Source organism: Pleomorphochaeta sp., assembly GCF_050031695.1.
Taxonomy (GTDB): Bacteria; Spirochaetota; Spirochaetia; order Sphaerochaetales; family Sphaerochaetaceae; genus Pleomorphochaeta.
This window is the reverse complement of the sequence record NZ_JBNAIC010000065.1, coordinates 25,261-42,129: the sequence shown is the minus strand read 5'-3', so window position 1 is coordinate 42,129 and position 16,869 is coordinate 25,261. Positions and strand designations below refer to the sequence as shown.

The following is a 16,869-nucleotide window of genomic DNA, read 5'->3' as shown; positions in this document are numbered from 1 at the left end:
TTTTATTTAATATTCTATACTTGCCTTACCATACTAGTTGAAGTAATATATTCATTATGAGTGATAATAATGATAAAAAGTTAATGAAATTAATTAATATAATAAAGAAAAACATTAATATTAATGATTTAAATTCGTTAACACAACAAAAGATAGATCAATTAAATGATGACAGTTTACCGAAAAATTGTTGGCTAAAAAGATCTTTAAAAAAACATACCAAAAATGTTTCTAAAAAAACATTTATTATCCCTGTTGAGGGAGGAGCTGTTACAGGTTCTTATTTGAAAAAGAAAATAGTGCTAACAAAGGTGGATTAACACCATTAATTATATTTTTCCATGGTGGTGGCTGGATTTGGGGGAATATGGAACTATATTCTTACTATTGTTCAAGAATAGCGGAAGTTACAAAATCAAGAATTCTTTCTGTTGATTATAGATTAGCACCTAGATTTAAGTTCCCAACAGCTCTTGAAGATTGTTATAGCACATTAAAATGGGCCTACGCAGGAGCTAGATATTGGAGAGTCGACCCTGATAGAATCTTTATAATGGGTGATTCTGAGGGTGGAAATCTTTGTGCAGGAGTTTCAAGATTAGCAAGAGATAGAAAAGGTCCTAAAATAGCAGGACAAATATTACTTTATCCCTTAACAGATGCAAGAATGAGAACAAATAGTTATGAAAAATATGCTACTACTCCAACAATTAGTAAATCAGAAATTAGTTTTTTTATTGATCAATACAAAAACGAAGCAAAAGATATATTAAACCCAAACTTTTCACCTCTTTTAGCTAAAGATCATTCACGTCTTCCTCAAACATTAATTATTAGTGCAGAAATAGACCCATTAAGAGATGATGCTATGTTATATGCTGATGCTCTTGCATCTGCGGATTCTCCAGTAAAATACCTTGAAATAAAAAAAGCTTACCATAGCTTTATAAATTACCCAATTGCAAAAGGTAATGAAGAAGCAGAATGTGCAGTACTACAATTTGTCTCCGGTAAAAAACTTTCTAAAATAAAATTAATGACTGAAAAAACAATGAAAAAAGAAATTAATGAAGAAAGAAAAAATGCACGAAAGAAGAAAAAGGGAACAGTTACAGTAATTAGTTAAAAACTTTTCTTGGATTTGGATCTTTTCCTAATAACAAGCCTAATGATTCTTGTATATAAGAAAAAGGTCCCAATTTTCTTTTAGCATTAGCTGAAAAATAACAATAAAAACAATATTCTTCATCTGTATATCTAATATCACAACTCGTAATATAACGTGAAGCCCATCCTGCATTGGGTAAAGTTAACAAAGGAGAACGCTTAGAAGTTATCCAAGTATGACCGTCTTCACTTTCTAATTGAATTAATTTACTTATACTTTTACAATTTTTTTCATCCCAACCAAAAGCACACTCTAGAGCTATATAACCACCGTCTTTTATTGGAATTACTCTTATACTACCTACTGCTAAATTTCTATCCTTATCATCAGCTTCAGGCATTATTAATGGAGCATTATTGTTTACAACTTCATAAGGGCCTAATAATGATTTTGATTTAGCCATTGAGAAATAGAGAGTAGCTTTTTGTCTTGTATCCTTCATTAAAATATGAGATGCACCAAAGAATAATTTATAACCTTCTTGTTCATCATAAAACAATTGAGGTCTTGAAAGCCGTGGCTTCTTAAGTAAATCATTTGCAAAAGGAACATTAAGACTGTCAAACAATAATTGTGACTTACTAAAATTTTCCATATCTTCAGTATGACATATTTCTATTCTACTTCTTGAAAGTCTATTCTTCGAATTAAATTCATGCCAATCTAAGGTATCTGGAGTTGAATCATGTTTTTCATAAATTAGATACCACAATCCTTTATTATAAAAAATAAATGGAGAATGGCCTCTTAATTCAATCATTTTTTTTGATTCCCAATCTAGACCATTATTACTTACATAATGTTGAATTCCAATCCAATTATGCGCAAAAAGATGCCACCTATTATCAGGTGATTCTTTTGGTAATATAAAAGTTGGATCACATAACCTTGGAGTTCTAATATTAGCCTCTAATATAGGATCTTCAGTAAAAGGGTACCAACTTAAATTATTAAAATTTTTTAAAGATTGAAGAATCATTGTTTTATTTTTTCCTTCTACCTTTCTTACTAAACATAGGAACTAATTTATCTTCTAATTTGAACTTTTCAACAGCCCAATTAATTAATTTTGAATAAATGAATATACTTCCACCTATAGCTGCTACAAAAGCGACTCCTAAAACAACAATACCAAGATTTCCATTTAAATCAAAAAGTAAATTTGCTAAAATAAAAATAATAATAAATATTGCTATCATTAATATAATATTAACTAATGTTGCAACTAACATAAATATAATTGTATTTGACTGTTTGCTCATAACTTCCTCTACTATAAATTTATAAAATTAATATATTATTTTCAATCTAATTGATCTTTATTTTTAAAATAGCCATAAATTATACTTAAAATCATCAAAACGCCACAAATCACAACGCTTGCATCAGCTATATTCCAAGTAGGCCATCTATCTAACCCAAATAAGCCATAAACTTTATTGCTCATGAAGTCAACAACTTGAAAACCTCTAAAAATTCTATCATATAAATTACCTAAACCGCCACCAATAAAACCTGCAAAAAGCCACCTTTGGAAATTTGTGATTTTTATTTCTTTTTCATAATACATTAAATAAAAAATGTAAAATATCACTAATATTGGAACTATAATAAAGAGAACTAACCTAATCGGAAAGTCCAAATTATGACCTAAAGAAAATGCTACTGCATTATTTCTAACATGAATTATTCTCAAAAAATCATTAAATATTGAATAACCAATAGTATTTATTTCAATATTAGCAACAACAAAATTTTTTGTAAGTTGATCTATAAAAATAATTATAACGGATAATATCATATGCCTATATCTTTTCATCTTGTTATACCTTATAATCCTGTTGGAGCATCTATATACTTAATCAAAAGCTTAAATTTCTTACTCAATTCTACGGCTAATGCTTTAATTCCAAAAGTTTCTGTTTCATAATGGCCACCACAAAGCATAGAAATATTTTCTTCTTTACAATAATGATATTCACTATGCCTAGGTTCACCTGTAATTAATAAATCACAACCTAATTCTTTTGCTTGATGAACATCATGTGCCCCTTCACCACTGACAATAGCAACTTTCTTTATACTTTTTTTACTAAAGTCTAATTTTATAGGGTTTGAAAACTCCAAAATTGAAGAAATTTCATCAATAGTTAAACTTTCTTTAAGTTCACCTATAACACCAAGTTTATACCCTTTATATTCAATTGAATTATCAATATTAGTTAAATTCAAAGCAGCAGCTATTGCTTTATTATTTCCAACTTTCATATGAGCATCTAAAGGTAAATGAGCTGCATATAAATCAATATTATTATTAATTAAAAGTTTAATTTTTTTATAAAAATTATCAGTAATAGCTATAGGAGAGCCCCAATAAAGTCCATGATGTACAATAAGAATATCAATTTTATCTTCAACAGCTTTCTCAATTGTTTCTAAACAAGCATCAACTGCGAATCCAATAATAGTTATATCTCTATTTTCACCACCTACTTGTAACCCATTTAAGGACGGATCTATAGATTTATAACTTGCTATATCTAAATATTGATCTAATTTTAAAATAATTTCATCTCGTTTCATAAAAATCATTATAATAGAGTTGACAGTGTTTTACCACCATTTTATATTTTTCTCATGGCAGAACATAAAATAAAAATTAAAGAATTATCTTTTGATGAAGCAAGTTTCTCTATTAAAGAACTACCTATGGATTCAATAAAATTAAATGAAGATGAAATTATTGGACAACCAAGAGCTATAAAAGCTCTTGAAATGGGATTAAATGTTGATAGATGGGGTTATAATGTATTCATTTCAGGGGATAGTGGAACAGGTAGATTATCAGCAGTTCAAGCTGTAGCATCTACACAAGAAAATGATATCTCAAAAATAAAGGATATTGCATATATTCATAACTTTGTTAACAGTGATAATCCTAAAGCGCTAGTATTAGAAAGAGGCTTAGGTAATAAATATAAAAATGAACTTGAAATATTTAATAAAAACTTAAAAGAAAATTTAAGTAATAATAGAGATAATGCTATTCAAATTGCAATTAATGATATAAACAATATAGAAAAGAACTTTGAAGATATTAGAATTTTAGAACATTTATCATTAATTAAAAAAGATTTAAAATCTATTACAATAGAAACTAATAAAGATATAACAAAACGCTATAATATTAATTTAGTTATTGATAGTCAATTTAAAAAAACTAGACCCTTTGTAATTGAAAATCACCCCTCCTTTATAACACTTTTTGGAGCAATTGATGACACTAAAGAAGATTTACTACCTTATCAAAGAATAAAAGCTGGATCTATTTTAGAATCATGTGGTGGTATATTAGTTTTATATGCACAAGAATTATTACAAGTTGAGGGGCTCTGGGATGCTCTTAAAAAGTATTTAGACTCAAATAAACTTAGATTAAAAAATGAAAACTATTCTCAAAAAGGTATTTTAAAAGCTAAAAATATTAGAGCTGAAGTACCAAAAGTACCATTAAAAGTAGTATTAATAGGTAATGAAGATTTATATAATAAATTAAGCGAACTTGATGAACAATTTTTAAAACACTTCAAAGTTTCTGCACAATTCGATTATGCAATGGATCTAAATGAAACTAATATATCATTTACTTTATCTTATTTAGAAAAGTTTATTAAAAATAATAAAACTTTACCTCTCGATGAATTTGGGAAAAAAGCAATTATTAGATATAGTGCATGGTTTTGTGAACATAGAAATGAATTAACTACTCAATTCTCTCAATTAACAGATTTATTAGTTGAAGCGAATTGGTGGGCTCAAAAACAAAACAAAACTATTATTGATGAACAAGCAATAAGAAAAGCATTAGAAGAAAGAGATTACACTGTTTCATTAATTGAAAGCAAAATTAATCAAGAGATAGAACGTGGCGAGATGATTATTTCTTTAACTGGATCAAAAGTTGGTATAGTTAACGGTTTAGCAGTAATTGATAGGGGATCAGCTTCGTTTGGTCTTCCAACTGTAATTACAGCTACTGTAGCACCAGGAAGTGAAGGCATTGTAAACATTGAACATGAAGCAGGGCTCTCTGGAGAAATTCATGACAAGGGTTTATTAATTTTAGAAGGATATTTGAGAAAACACTATGCTAGGACTTTTCCTTTATCTATATATGCTGGAATATGCTTTGAACAATCATATGCTGAGATTGATGGTGATAGTGCATCTTCTTCTGAGTTATATGCGCTTCTTTCTGCTATCTCTGAAATTCCAATACGACAAGATATTGCTGTTACCGGTAGTGTAAATCAAATGGGTATAATTCAACCAGTTGGCGGTATAAATGAAAAAATAGAAGGTTTTTACAATGCATGTAAAAAACTTGGATTAACAGGTAGACAAGGTGTAATTATCCCTGTTCAAAATGTTAAAAATCTAATTTTATCATATGAAGTTGAAGAAGCAATAAAAAATAAGAAATTCCATATTTATTCAGTTAAAAACATTGATGAAGGTATGCAAATATTAACAAATAGAGCAATTGGAGAAAGAAATCAAAAAGGCAACTTCCCTATTGATACATTAAATAGAGAAATTGATGATTCTTTAAAAGAACTATTTAAGATGATTAGTTCTTCTAGAACTTGATAACCAATATTGTAACATAATTCCAGTTGCAACACTTACATTTATCGAACCCTTAGTTCCCACTAAGGGTATTGATACTCTACCTAAAGAAGAATCGCAATATTTTAATAACTTTGGACTTACCCCAAATTCTTCACTACCAATAACGGCATAACCATTTTCAGGGAATTCAAAATTCTCAATTTCTGTACCCCCAAGTTCTAGAGCAAAAACTTTAGCATTTTCCTTAATTAACTTAGATATTAATTTATCTTCATCCATTTCAATATTATTTACAGTACTTACAGTTCCCCTTGCACTTCTTAAGCAACGCGGATGATTAATATCAGCACTACCTTCAACCATAGTAATACTATTTATACCAAATGAGTCTGCGCTTCTAAAAATTGATCCAATATTAAATGGGGCTCTTATCCTATCAATAATTAAATTATGATTATAAACAATCCTTTTTTCTTGGTCTAAATCACCTTTATCAGTATAAAAATCCCAATCAGAAGGTTCACTCCCTAAAGCACTTAGTAATAATTGTGAAATATCTTCATAAAGGACATAATCATTATCATTATCATTATTTAGTAATTTATTCTTCAATTTATCTAATTTTATATAATGCTCTGAAGATAATACTTTTTTACTTTTTTCACTATACAAAACATTAAAAACATCAATTAAATAATCTTTGGTAAAATCAGTAGTTATAGCTTGATGAAAAATAGCTGAACACTTTCTAACTTGAGTTCTTTCTTTTAAAGAATATAATTTTTTAATACTAATCATTTTTTTCTAAAAATTCCTCACTTGCTTTTGAAGGACAAACACATATTGCAAATTCACCTTTTATAGCAGCTCGACTTTCAAAATCATTAATTATTTCAACAATATTATTTCTTAACACTTCTTCATGTGCTTTTGTTAATTCTCTAGCTACAACTACTACTCTAGTTTCATCAATACTTGCAATTTCTTTTAATGTCTTTAAAACTCTATAAGGAGATTCATAAATTACAAAAGCCTCATCTCTTTCAATTAATTGTGTTAACCTAGTATTTCTTTTTCCTTTTTTTATTGGCAAAAATCCTTCAAAAGTGAAAGTTTTTCCAACATAACCTGAAATACTAATTAATGTAATAATCGCACTAGCGCCAGGGATTGCTACTACATCGTATCCTTCTTGCCTTACTTTAGAAACTAACCTAGCACCAGGATCACTAATAGCAGGAGTACCAGCATCACTTACAAATGCTATATCATTTCCTTGATCTAACAAACTTACTATACCATTAGCTGATTCTTTTTCATTATGAGCATGAGTCGCAATTAATCTTTTACGTATTTCATATTTATTTAATAATTTTTGTGTATGTCTAGTATCTTCACAAGCTATAATATCTACACTTTTTAATATATTTAATGCTCTTAAAGTTATATCTTCTAAATTACCGATTGGGGTTGCTACTATGTATAATGTTGCCATAAATTCTCCAAAATAATATTCAATTACACTTTACAATAGTTAAATAAAGAAAACAATAAACAAACCCTTATAATTTAAATTTACAATTTTGTATTTTTCCTATCAAAATATTTAATTTGGTAAAAAATACCATTTACCATATATTTTATTTAAATACACTTAACATTTAATAAGCTTTATTAAGCGTTTTTTAGAAAATATTAGATAATTATAAATTTTGGCACAGTAAATGCATTAGTATTTTTACAAATTAAAAACAATATAAAAATATATAATAAAGGAAGGGAATTATGAAAACCTTAAAAAGATTTAAAAACATTGTAAGTTCAAATGTAAACAGCGCATTAGATTCACTAGAAAATCCTGAAAAAATGATAAAACTAATGATAAATGATTTAGAAGAAACTTTAGCTAATGTAAAGAGAACAAAAACATCCCACCAAAGAGAAAAGCTCATTCTAGAAAAAGATGTAAAAGATTTAAAAGAACGTATTTTGAGATGGGAAAGCAGAGCTCAATTAGCAGTTGAAAAAGGAAAAGATGATTTAGCAAGAGAAGCATTAAATGAAAAAAGACAATGCGAAGAAAGAATAAACCAAATAGTTGATGAATTAAAAAGCTACGATAGTTTATTAATGAGTGACGATGAATCTGTAGCTCAATTATCTACTAAACTAAAAGAAATAAAAGATAAACAATCATCTTTAATTAGAAGAGCTCAAGCAGCAAAAGATAAAAAAAGAGTTGAAACAACACTAAAAGTTTCAGAAAGTTTTGAAATAGGTGATAAATTTAATGAACTTGAAGCAAAGATTGAACAAATGGAAAACGAAGTGAATTTAAGTCACAATTCTTCATTTGATGAATTTGAAAAGATGGAAATTGACAATGAAATTGATGCAGAATTAGAAAAGTTAAAAACTAATTTAAAGAAGAAAACAAAAAAGGAAGATAAATAATCATGTATTACGATGAAGAACATCATTATTATAGAAAAAGGCAACGCCGAAAATTATACAGAAGTAAAAATGGATTAATTTTTGGAGTTTGCGAAGGATTAGCTAATTACACAGGTATCAGTGTTGGTCTTATAAGATTTTTAACTATTTTAACTTTTATCTGTTCAGGATTTGCTCCAATAGGAATCATATATTTATTAATGGCTGTATTTTTACCAACAAGTTATTAATTTTAAAAGAGAGCTTCGGCTCTCTTTTTTTATAATAAATGTTTAAATTTTCTATAAAGACCTCTGAGTTGATCATAAGATAGTCCTAACAAATCAGCTGCTTGCCTTTGATTATTATTAGCTTCAATTAATGCTTGCTTTAAATATTGAAGATCAAAGTTTTGTTTATTTATCATATAGTCCTTCAAAACAAGATTATTTTCTTCTAAATTATTATTTTCAATAGATTCTTGTTTTTCTTCTTTAAATTCTTCACTTTCATCTTTTTCATCATCAACTTGAAAAGGATTTTTAAAAGGATCTAAAACAATATCATTTATTAAATCTGAATTTGATCTATAAACAGCTCTTTCTACTACATTTTTCAATTCTCTAACATTACCTGGCCAATTATATCTTAATAACTTTTCTATTACTTCCTCGCTAAATTCAGGCATTTTATTAAAATCACATTCTAAACTCATTTTATTTGCAAAATAATTAGCTAATAAAATGATATCTGTTTTACGAGTTCTTAAAGGTGGAAGAAATAAAACTTCAAAAGATAAACGATCTAATAAATCTTCTTTAAATTTACCTTCCTTACAAAGTTTTTTTAAATCAGAATTTGTAGCACCAATAATTCTTACATCAACTTTATGAGACTTTGAAGAACCTACTCTTTCAAAAGTACCATATTCAACTACTCTTAAGATTTTTTCTTGTACTTCTAAAGGTATCAACCCTATTTCATCCAAAAACAAAGTTCCACCTTCTGCTTCTTCAAACCTACCTTTTCTTGCTTTTTGAGCTCCAGTAAAGGCTCCACTTTCATGTCCAAATAATTCAGTTTCAATTAATGATGGAGGAAGTGCTGCACAATTTACAGTGATTAGAGAATTTTCCCATCTAGGAGATAAATAGTGTAATCTTTGAGCTGCTAACTCTTTACCACTTCCTCTTTCTCCAATAACCAAAACACTTCTATTTACTTTTGCAGCTTTGCTCAATTGCCTTTGAAATTTAAGAAAAATATCACTCTCACCAAGAGGTTTTTCCAGTTGATAATCAGAATACATAAATCTCTCCTTCATGGTGAATTTTACCATATTTTAGTATTTATACAATTCTCTTGTAAATAAAAATTTTAACACTGCCTTAATTTAAACTTCACTTACAAGATATATATTATATAAATTCTTATAGTACAAGCAATTATATACAAATAAAAAAAAAATGTTTTTTTTGGCACAATAATTGCAATATTATTTTCAGAATAAATAACCCTTAAAAATAATAGGAGAAATAATATGAGTGTATTTTCAAGATTTGTTGATATAGTAAATGCAAATATTAATTCAATACTAGATAAAGCAGAAGATCCAGAAAAAATGATCAAATTAATGATTAGTGAAATGGAAGACACTTTAATTGAATTAAAAACATCCTGTGCAGCCACAATGGCCGATGAAAAAAGAACTGAAAAGAAAATAGCAGATATCCAATCTACAATTAGCCGTTGGCAAAGTAGAGCAATGCTAGCTATAGAAAAAAACAGAGAAGATTTAGCAAAAGAAGCTTTATTAGAAAAGAAAAAAATATCTTCAACATTAGAAAAAGAAAAAGAAGCTTTAGTAAATTATCAAAAACTAGTTACCGATTCTAAAGATAAGATTTCTAAATTAGAAGATAAATTAGTTAGTGTAAAAAACAAATATAAACTAATGAAAGAAAGAACAAGAAAAGCTGAAGAAGAACAACGAGCTAAAGATTTATTAAATAAAAGCAGAAATACAAATTTTGATTTTATGGAAGATAAAATAAACAGAATGGAAGCTATGAATGACCTAGATAATAATTATGATGATTTAGATAAAAAGTTCAAAGATCTAGAAGGCATGGACGATATCGAAAAAGAATTAGCTGAATTAAGAAGTAAAATGGAGAAGTAATATGGCAGTATTAATAGTAGCAATTGTTTTTTCCTTTGTAGCTTTTTCATCTTATCTTGATTACAACAGAAAAAAAGAAAGAGATAAAATAAATGCCGCTCTTCGAATGGAAGAAATGAGAAAAGGATACAAACCTGGAACTTATAGTAATTTCAAATCTAAACATAGTGATAAAAAAAGAAGAAAACATGATTATAAAGATGATTACGATCCAATTTTTAACACAAATATAAAAGAAGAGAGAAACAAAGAAAGAGCCGATTTAAAAGAAGGTATTGATGATTTAATGACTCGAATTAATAATTTAGAAGTTATTATGGAATCCGAGAATGAAAATAATAAAGGAAAAGAGAAAGAATGAAAGATATAAGATTAATTAGAAGATCAAATAGATATGCTCGTATTTTTGGAGTATGTGCAGGAATAGCTAGATGGGCCGAATTAGATATTAAGACCTTTCAAACATTAACATTCTTGATAGTTCTTTTTACTGGCTTTTTCCCAGGAGCTGTTATTTACTTAATTTTAGCAATAATAATCCCTGCAGAAAATGAATCAACAAATTATTATTATAAAGATAATGAAGATAAAGATGATCCTTACTTTGACAAAACAACTGATGAATTGAGAAAAGAATATGAAGATTTAAAAAAGAAAGTAGAAACAATGGAAAATGATATGTTTGACAAAGAAAAAGATTGGGATCAAAGGTTTCACGAAGACAAATGAAAATAAAAGATACAAAAGCCAATAAAATAATGATGCTAATTATTTTAGTTTTCTTAATGATAGCTTTTTCTACAGCTAAGTTTTCTAAAAGAGAAGTAAAAGAAGTTAGCATTGACATAAACAAAGAAATAACAATTGAAGCGATAACAGCAAATATTAATATCTGGGTTGATGATAATATAGATAAAGTAAATATAATATATAGCACAAAAGAGAAAGGAACCTTAGAGATAAATGATAATTCAAAAGATAGTGTAACTATTAAAGAAAAAAAAAGTAATTCTTTTATAAATTTTGCTTTTGAGAATGAAAAACCTACTATTTCGATTTATCTACCAATCAATTATTATGAAGATATTAATATTGAAAGCGTAAGTGGTAATATAGATTCTTTTAATGATTTGTCTTTACCTAATATTAATATTAATTCTACAAGTGGTGATATTAGTTTATTAAATCTTAAAATAGATGATTCTTTATTAATTAATACATTATCAGGAAAAATAAACATTGAAGAAATAAATGCAAAAAATATTGAAATAAATTCAACAAGTGGAAACCTCGAAATATATAACATAACTGCTGAGGATGTAGAATTTGCAAGTATAAGTGGAGAAATCTATGTTGATTCAATTATAGCAGACAAATTAGATTTAAATGTAACTTCTTCAGATGTTGAACTTGATTATCTAGATATTAATAATGAAATTAATTTAGGTACAGTTTCAGGTGATCTTGATTTAATATTAAAAGAACAAGAATATAAATATTCTGCAGAAACCGTAACTGGAACTATTTCAATTAATGAAAATGAATATGAAGGTGACTTTTCAACACAAAATGGAATTATAGTTAATATTGATACAATTTCTGGTGAAGTAGATATAAATACTAAATAAAATACTTATTCTAAGATTAGTTGTATACATTTATTTTATAACTTAAAATTATAAAATATCTAAGTATACAACTTTTTTTATTTCCATTCTCAATAATATGTTATAGTATTATATAAGTTGTTTTTTATCATATTTAATGATAATATCAAATGAATTTAATTACTTAAGTAAAGGAAAAAATATGTCAGAAGAAGCTTTCGCACAAAGGACTACAAATTGTGGTAGTTTAACCAAAGCAGATGCAGGAAAAACTGTTGTTTTAAATGGTTGGGTACATAGAGATAGAAATCATGGAGCCCTTCACTTTATTAACTTAAGAGATAGATATGGAATAACTCAAGTTGTTGTTGATGATGACGCTAGTAAAGAACTTCAAGAAACAGCAGCAAAATTAAGAATGGAATTTTGTATTTCAGTTGTTGGATTAGTAAGAGAACGCCCAGATAATATGATTAATACCAATATGGTAACAGGTGAAATCGAAGTAAAAGCTGATAAAATTGAAATTCTAAATAAATGTTTACCTCTTCCATTTATGATTGATGAAGAAACTGAAGCTAATGAAGATTTAAGATTAAAATATAGATATTTAGATTTAAGATCTTCAGGAATGCAAAAAAGAATAAAATTAAGACATGAATTTGTAAAAGCTATTAGAGAATATCTATATAAAACAGATTTCTATGAAATAGAAACACCTACTCTAATTAAAAGTACACCAGAAGGTGCAAGAGACTTCTTAGTCCCTTCAAGATTTTACCCTGGTAAATTCTTTGCTCTCCCACAAAGCCCTCAACTCTTTAAACAAATATTAATGGTTGGAGGATTTGACAAATATTTCCAAATTGCCCGTTGTTATAGAGACGAAGATGCTAGAGGTGATAGACAATTAGAATTCACTCAACTTGACTTAGAAATGAGCTTTGTAAAAAGAGATGATGTATTACTTTTGATGGAAGATTTATTTAACTATGTATTTAAACAAGTAATGAATATTGATTTACCAAAAGAATTTATTAGACTTTCTTATCAAGATAGTATGAATACATATGGTAATGATAAACCCGATTTACGTTTTGAACTTAAATTACAAGATGCAAATAAATTAGCAAGCAATTCTTCTTTTGCAACTTTTAAAGACATCATAAATGATGGTGGATCTATAAAAGGTCTTTGTGCACCAAAGACAGAAGGTGTTAATTTTACTAGAAAATATATTGATGCTTTACAAGATACAGCAAGAACATATGGTGCATCAGGTTTAGCTTGGATGAAAGTTGGTGCTAATAATGCTCTTTCTGGTGGTGTATCAAAATTCTTTGTTGGAATGGAAGAGGAAGTAATTTCTACTTTTGGTGCAAATGAAGGAGACTTAATATTAATGGTTGCTCATAAAACTTGGACAAAATGTTGTACAAGCTTAGGAGCTGTAAGATCCAAATTAGGTAAAGATTTAAATTTAATTCAACCTGGATTTAAATTCTGCTGGATTGTAGATTTCCCATTATTTGAATTTAATGAAGATGAAAATCACTGGGAAGCTGCTCACCATATGTTCAGTATGCCACAAGCAGAATATCTTGATTCTCTAGAAGAAAACCCTGGTGAAGTTAAAGGTGATTTATACGATTTAGTATTAAATGGTTATGAAGTAGCTTCTGGATCTATTCGTATTCATGATGTTGAATTACAAAAACAAATATTTAAAATTTGTAATTTCAGCGAAGAAGAAGCACAACAAAAATTTGGATTCTTATTAGAAGCTTTCAAATATGGTGCTCCTCCTCATGGTGGAATAGCTCCTGGAATAGATAGAATGGTAATGATCATGGCTGAAGAAACATCTATAAAAGAAGTAATTGCTTTCCCTAAAAATACTGCAGCTACATCTCCAATGGATGATTCTCCATCTTATGTAGATGAAAATCAATTAAATGATTTACATTTAAAAGTTGTATATCCTGAAAAAAAAGATAAATAATAAAATTAGGGGTATCATTTTGATACCCCTTTTATAAAAAGCGTATCAAAAATGGCAAAAACAATTGAAGAGAAAACAGTTAAACACATTAGCACAACAAGTATTATAGCAAATCTACTTTTATCTATTTTTAAATTTTTAGCAGGTATTTTTGGACATAGTGAAGCTTTAGTTAGTGACTCTATACATTCTTTATCTGATGTTTTTTCTACTATAATTGTCATTATAGGAATCAAAGTATCTAGCAAAGCTGCTGACAATCACCATCAATATGGTCATGAAAGATTTGAAAGCGTTACTGCTGTACTATTATCTATAATATTAGCAATAACTGGGTTAGGAATTGGATATAGTGGATTAACAAAAATCCTTGAAAAAAGTTATTTAAATGCTCAACTACCTACAACTATTGCATTAATTGCTGCATTAACTTCAATAATTACAAAAGAATCTATGTATTGGTATACAAGGTTTGGTGCAAAAAAAATCAATAGTGGAGCTCTAATGGCAGATGCTTGGCACCATAGATCAGATGCTCTCTCCTCTGTAGGGTCATTAATTGGAATAATTGGAGCGATTAATGGTTTTCCTATTTTAGATCCAATCGCTACATTAGTTATTTGTATTTTTATATTAAAAGCCGCATACGATATATTTATTGATGGAATAAATAAAATGGTCGATACAGCTCTTCCATCAAAAATATTAGATAATATTCGAAAAGAAGTTATGGAAGTTAATGGTGTAAAAGATATTGATTTATTAAAAACTCGTCAATTTGGAAATAAAAGCTATGTAGATGTTGAAATCTCTGTAGATGGAAATTTACGATTAGAAGATGCTCATAAAATTGCTGCAAAAGTTCATCATAATATCGAAAACAAAATACCTAATGTAAAACATTGCATGGTTCATGTGAATCCATATAAAGAGAATTAATTATAATTTTTATTTATTAAGACCATATGCACATGATCTTCCCATTTACCGTTTATTAACAAATACTCCTTTGCATAGCCTTCCTCTATAAAATTATTCCTTTTTAAGACTGAGAGCGAAGCAATATTTTTAGGCATAACATTTGCTTCTATACGATGTAATTTTAACTCATTAAAAGCAAAATCAACAACCTTACTTACAGCAAAAGACATATATCCTTTATTTAAATAATCTTTATCTAAGGAGTAACCTAAAAAACAAGATTGAAATACTCCTCTAATAATATTAGAAATATTAACCATTCCAATTATTTTATTTTCTATATTATCAAAAATATAAAAACAATAACCGGTATTTAAACTCCAATTCTGAATATTTTGTTCAAGAACTTTTTCTTGAAAATCTAAACTAAAGAAATCAATAGCACGACTCGGAACAAAAGGCTCTAAAAAGGTTTTATTTCTTTTATGGTAATCTAATAAAGCTTTTGCAAATATAAGATTTGGTTGTTCTAATCTAATTTCATTGTTTTTACTATGCATTGTGACAAATGTCCTATATGATTAATTTTTTATTTGCTAGTATTGCAAAATATAAGTATTATTAACATATAAATATAATAAAATGTAAATATTCATTGTTCTAGATAATCAATTAATTCATAAAATTACATGGAAGGAGAAAAAAATGAAATATAAAAGAATCTTCACAATTGTTATAGACTCTATGGGTGTTGGTGCTATGCCCGATTCAAATAAATATGGAGATGTAAATGTAAATACATTAGGACACATTTCTCAAAGCGTTGAATCCTTCAATATTCCTAATTTACAAAAATTAGGATTAGCAAATCTATGTCCTCTTAAACAAGTAAAAAGCGTTGAAAATCCTACTGCTATTTATACAAAACTTGCTGAAAGAAGTGTTGGAAAAGACACAATGACCGGACACTGGGAAATGATGGGCTTACATATTACAAAACCTTTTCAAACCTTTACAGAAACAGGTTTTCCTAAAGAATTAATTGAAGAATTAGAAAAAAGAACTGGCCACAAAGTAATTGGTAATAAAAGCTCAAGTGGAACTATTATTCTAGATGAACTTGCTGAAGAAGAAATTGCTACAGGTAATATGATTGTATATACATCAGCTGATTCAGTACTTCAAATATGTGGTAATGAAGAAACTTTTGATTTAAAAGAATTATATCGTTGTTGTGAAATAGCAAGAGAATTAACTCTTAGAGATGAGTGGAAAGTAGGAAGAGTCATTGCAAGACCTTATTTAGGGAAAAAGAAAGGCGAATTTAAAAGAACTGCAAACAGACATGACTATGCACTAAAACCAAATGGACCAACAGCTTTAAATGCTTTAAAAGAAAATAATTATGATGTTATATCAGTTGGTAAAATATATGATATTTTCGATGGCGAAGGACTAACAGAATCAAATAAATCAAAAAGTTCAGTTCATGGAATGGAACAAACCATAGAAATAGCAAAAAGAGATTTTACTGGATTATGTTTTACTAACTTAGTTGATTTTGATGCTTTATGGGGTCATAGAAGAAACCCTGAAGGCTATGCTCAAGAAATCGAAAGATTTGATGTTAAACTAGGTGAATTATTAGAAGAAATAAATGATGATGATTTAATCATAATAACAGCAGACCATGGTAATGATCCAACATATTCTGGAAGTGATCATACAAGAGAATATGTACCTTTCTTAGCTTACTCTCCATCAATAACAGAGGGAAAACAAATAGAAGTTTATGATACATTTGCTGTTATTGGTTGTACAATTGCAGACAATTTTAATGTAAAAATGCCAAAAGAAACTATTGGTAAATCTATTTTAGACAAACTTGAATAAAAATAAATTTAACTAATTAAAAAGCACTGAA

General features: G+C 27.8%; 20 protein-coding genes. 12 read left to right on the top strand and 8 right to left on the bottom strand.

The window, feature by feature from the left end; genetic code table 11:
- Positions 1 to 56: 56 nt before the first annotated feature.
- Together ACPKM0_RS11685 and ACPKM0_RS11680 are read left to right on the top strand one after the other, a co-directional pair.
- Positions 57 to 320 (top strand): hypothetical protein, encoded by a 264-nt coding sequence (locus ACPKM0_RS11685; RefSeq protein WP_472476165.1) that lies wholly within the window; start codon positions 57 to 59, stop codon positions 318 to 320.
- A gap of 8 nt (positions 321 to 328) precedes the next feature.
- Positions 329 to 1,126: an alpha/beta hydrolase gene (locus tag ACPKM0_RS11680; protein ID WP_472476193.1), complete on the top strand. Its 798-nt coding sequence runs from the start codon at positions 329 to 331 to the stop codon at positions 1,124 to 1,126.
- Here ACPKM0_RS11680 and ACPKM0_RS11675 read toward each other — a convergent pair.
- The 4 genes from ACPKM0_RS11675 to ACPKM0_RS11660 are packed head-to-tail and all read right to left on the bottom strand — an operon-like array spanning position 1,119 to position 3,751.
- Positions 1,119 to 2,147, bottom strand: a complete 1,029-nt coding sequence (locus ACPKM0_RS11675) for a hypothetical protein (RefSeq protein ID WP_472476163.1) — start codon at positions 2,145 to 2,147, stop codon at positions 1,119 to 1,121. The genes ACPKM0_RS11680 and ACPKM0_RS11675 overlap by 8 nt on opposite strands.
- Positions 2,148 to 2,151: 4 nt before the next feature.
- The gene (locus ACPKM0_RS11670; protein ID WP_472476162.1) at positions 2,152 to 2,430 is read right to left on the bottom strand and encodes a leader peptide processing enzyme; all 279 of its coding nucleotides are present in this window, start codon (positions 2,428 to 2,430) and stop codon (positions 2,152 to 2,154) included.
- 41 nt (positions 2,431 to 2,471) lie between these two features.
- Positions 2,472 to 2,987 (bottom strand): signal peptidase II, encoded by a 516-nt coding sequence (lspA, locus tag ACPKM0_RS11665; RefSeq protein WP_472476160.1) that lies wholly within the window; start codon positions 2,985 to 2,987, stop codon positions 2,472 to 2,474.
- Between the two features lie 11 nt (positions 2,988 to 2,998).
- Positions 2,999 to 3,751 carry a Nif3-like dinuclear metal center hexameric protein gene (locus tag ACPKM0_RS11660; RefSeq protein WP_472476158.1) on the bottom strand — a complete coding sequence of 251 codons (753 nt, stop codon included), beginning with the start codon at positions 3,749 to 3,751 and terminating at the stop codon, positions 2,999 to 3,001.
- A 54-nt stretch (positions 3,752 to 3,805) separates the two neighbouring features.
- Here ACPKM0_RS11660 and ACPKM0_RS11655 point away from each other — a divergent pair, with 54 nt between their 5' ends.
- Positions 3,806 to 5,818 carry a Lon protease family protein gene (locus ACPKM0_RS11655; RefSeq protein ID WP_472476156.1) on the top strand — a complete coding sequence of 671 codons (2,013 nt, stop codon included), beginning with the start codon at positions 3,806 to 3,808 and terminating at the stop codon, positions 5,816 to 5,818.
- Here ACPKM0_RS11655 and ACPKM0_RS11650 read toward each other — a convergent pair.
- Both ACPKM0_RS11650 and rsmI read right to left on the bottom strand, forming a co-directional pair.
- The gene (locus tag ACPKM0_RS11650) at positions 5,786 to 6,598 is read right to left on the bottom strand and encodes a TrmH family RNA methyltransferase (protein WP_472476154.1); all 813 of its coding nucleotides are present in this window, start codon (positions 6,596 to 6,598) and stop codon (positions 5,786 to 5,788) included. The genes ACPKM0_RS11655 and ACPKM0_RS11650 overlap by 33 nt on opposite strands.
- The gene (rsmI, locus tag ACPKM0_RS11645; protein WP_472476152.1) at positions 6,591 to 7,295 is read right to left on the bottom strand and encodes a 16S rRNA (cytidine(1402)-2'-O)-methyltransferase; all 705 of its coding nucleotides are present in this window, start codon (positions 7,293 to 7,295) and stop codon (positions 6,591 to 6,593) included. Before rsmI ends, ACPKM0_RS11650 begins: the two co-directional genes overlap by 8 nt.
- A gap of 290 nt (positions 7,296 to 7,585) precedes the next feature.
- Here rsmI and ACPKM0_RS11640 point away from each other — a divergent pair, with 290 nt between their 5' ends.
- Both ACPKM0_RS11640 and ACPKM0_RS11635 read left to right on the top strand, forming a co-directional pair.
- The gene (locus ACPKM0_RS11640) at positions 7,586 to 8,254 is read left to right on the top strand and encodes a PspA/IM30 family protein (RefSeq protein WP_472476150.1); all 669 of its coding nucleotides are present in this window, start codon (positions 7,586 to 7,588) and stop codon (positions 8,252 to 8,254) included.
- A 2-nt stretch (positions 8,255 to 8,256) separates the two neighbouring features.
- On the top strand, positions 8,257 to 8,484 hold the full coding sequence (locus ACPKM0_RS11635) for a PspC domain-containing protein (protein ID WP_472476148.1): 228 nt from the start codon (positions 8,257 to 8,259) through the stop codon (positions 8,482 to 8,484).
- Between the two features lie 29 nt (positions 8,485 to 8,513).
- Here the strand turns inward: ACPKM0_RS11635 and pspF are convergent, their stop codons facing one another.
- Complete coding sequence (gene pspF, locus ACPKM0_RS11630; RefSeq protein WP_472476147.1) at positions 8,514 to 9,542, bottom strand: phage shock protein operon transcriptional activator; 1,029 nt, start codon at positions 9,540 to 9,542, stop codon at positions 8,514 to 8,516.
- A 231-nt stretch (positions 9,543 to 9,773) separates the two neighbouring features.
- On the opposite strand from pspF, the gene ACPKM0_RS11625 reads away from it, so the two are divergent.
- The 6 genes from ACPKM0_RS11625 to ACPKM0_RS11600 all read left to right on the top strand — a co-directional run bounded on the left by ACPKM0_RS11625 (position 9,774) and on the right by ACPKM0_RS11600 (position 14,963).
- Entirely contained in the window at positions 9,774 to 10,415 is a 642-nt protein-coding gene (locus ACPKM0_RS11625; protein ID WP_472476146.1) for a PspA/IM30 family protein, read from the top strand.
- Between the two features lies 1 nt (position 10,416).
- The gene (locus ACPKM0_RS11620; protein WP_472476144.1) at positions 10,417 to 10,776 is read left to right on the top strand and encodes a hypothetical protein; all 360 of its coding nucleotides are present in this window, start codon (positions 10,417 to 10,419) and stop codon (positions 10,774 to 10,776) included.
- Positions 10,773 to 11,144, top strand: a complete 372-nt coding sequence (locus ACPKM0_RS11615) for a PspC domain-containing protein (RefSeq protein WP_472476142.1) — start codon at positions 10,773 to 10,775, stop codon at positions 11,142 to 11,144. Before ACPKM0_RS11620 ends, ACPKM0_RS11615 begins: the two co-directional genes overlap by 4 nt.
- On the top strand, positions 11,141 to 12,043 hold the full coding sequence (locus ACPKM0_RS11610) for a DUF4097 family beta strand repeat-containing protein (RefSeq protein WP_472476140.1): 903 nt from the start codon (positions 11,141 to 11,143) through the stop codon (positions 12,041 to 12,043). The genes ACPKM0_RS11615 and ACPKM0_RS11610 overlap by 4 nt, the downstream gene beginning before the upstream one ends.
- A gap of 181 nt (positions 12,044 to 12,224) precedes the next feature.
- Complete coding sequence (gene aspS, locus ACPKM0_RS11605) at positions 12,225 to 14,024, top strand: aspartate--tRNA ligase (RefSeq protein WP_472476138.1); 1,800 nt, start codon at positions 12,225 to 12,227, stop codon at positions 14,022 to 14,024.
- A 51-nt stretch (positions 14,025 to 14,075) separates the two neighbouring features.
- A complete protein-coding gene (locus ACPKM0_RS11600; protein WP_472476137.1) occupies positions 14,076 to 14,963 on the top strand; it encodes a cation diffusion facilitator family transporter in 888 nt (295 codons plus the stop codon).
- Here the strand turns inward: ACPKM0_RS11600 and ACPKM0_RS11595 are convergent.
- Positions 14,960 to 15,505 carry a GNAT family N-acetyltransferase gene (locus tag ACPKM0_RS11595; protein WP_472476135.1) on the bottom strand — a complete coding sequence of 182 codons (546 nt, stop codon included), beginning with the start codon at positions 15,503 to 15,505 and terminating at the stop codon, positions 14,960 to 14,962. The two genes, ACPKM0_RS11600 and ACPKM0_RS11595, sit on opposite strands and share 4 nt — an antisense overlap.
- A gap of 145 nt (positions 15,506 to 15,650) precedes the next feature.
- Between ACPKM0_RS11595 and ACPKM0_RS11590 the strand changes: the two genes are divergently transcribed.
- Complete coding sequence (locus ACPKM0_RS11590; protein ID WP_472476133.1) at positions 15,651 to 16,838, top strand: phosphopentomutase; 1,188 nt, start codon at positions 15,651 to 15,653, stop codon at positions 16,836 to 16,838.
- Positions 16,839 to 16,869 lie beyond the last annotated feature (31 nt).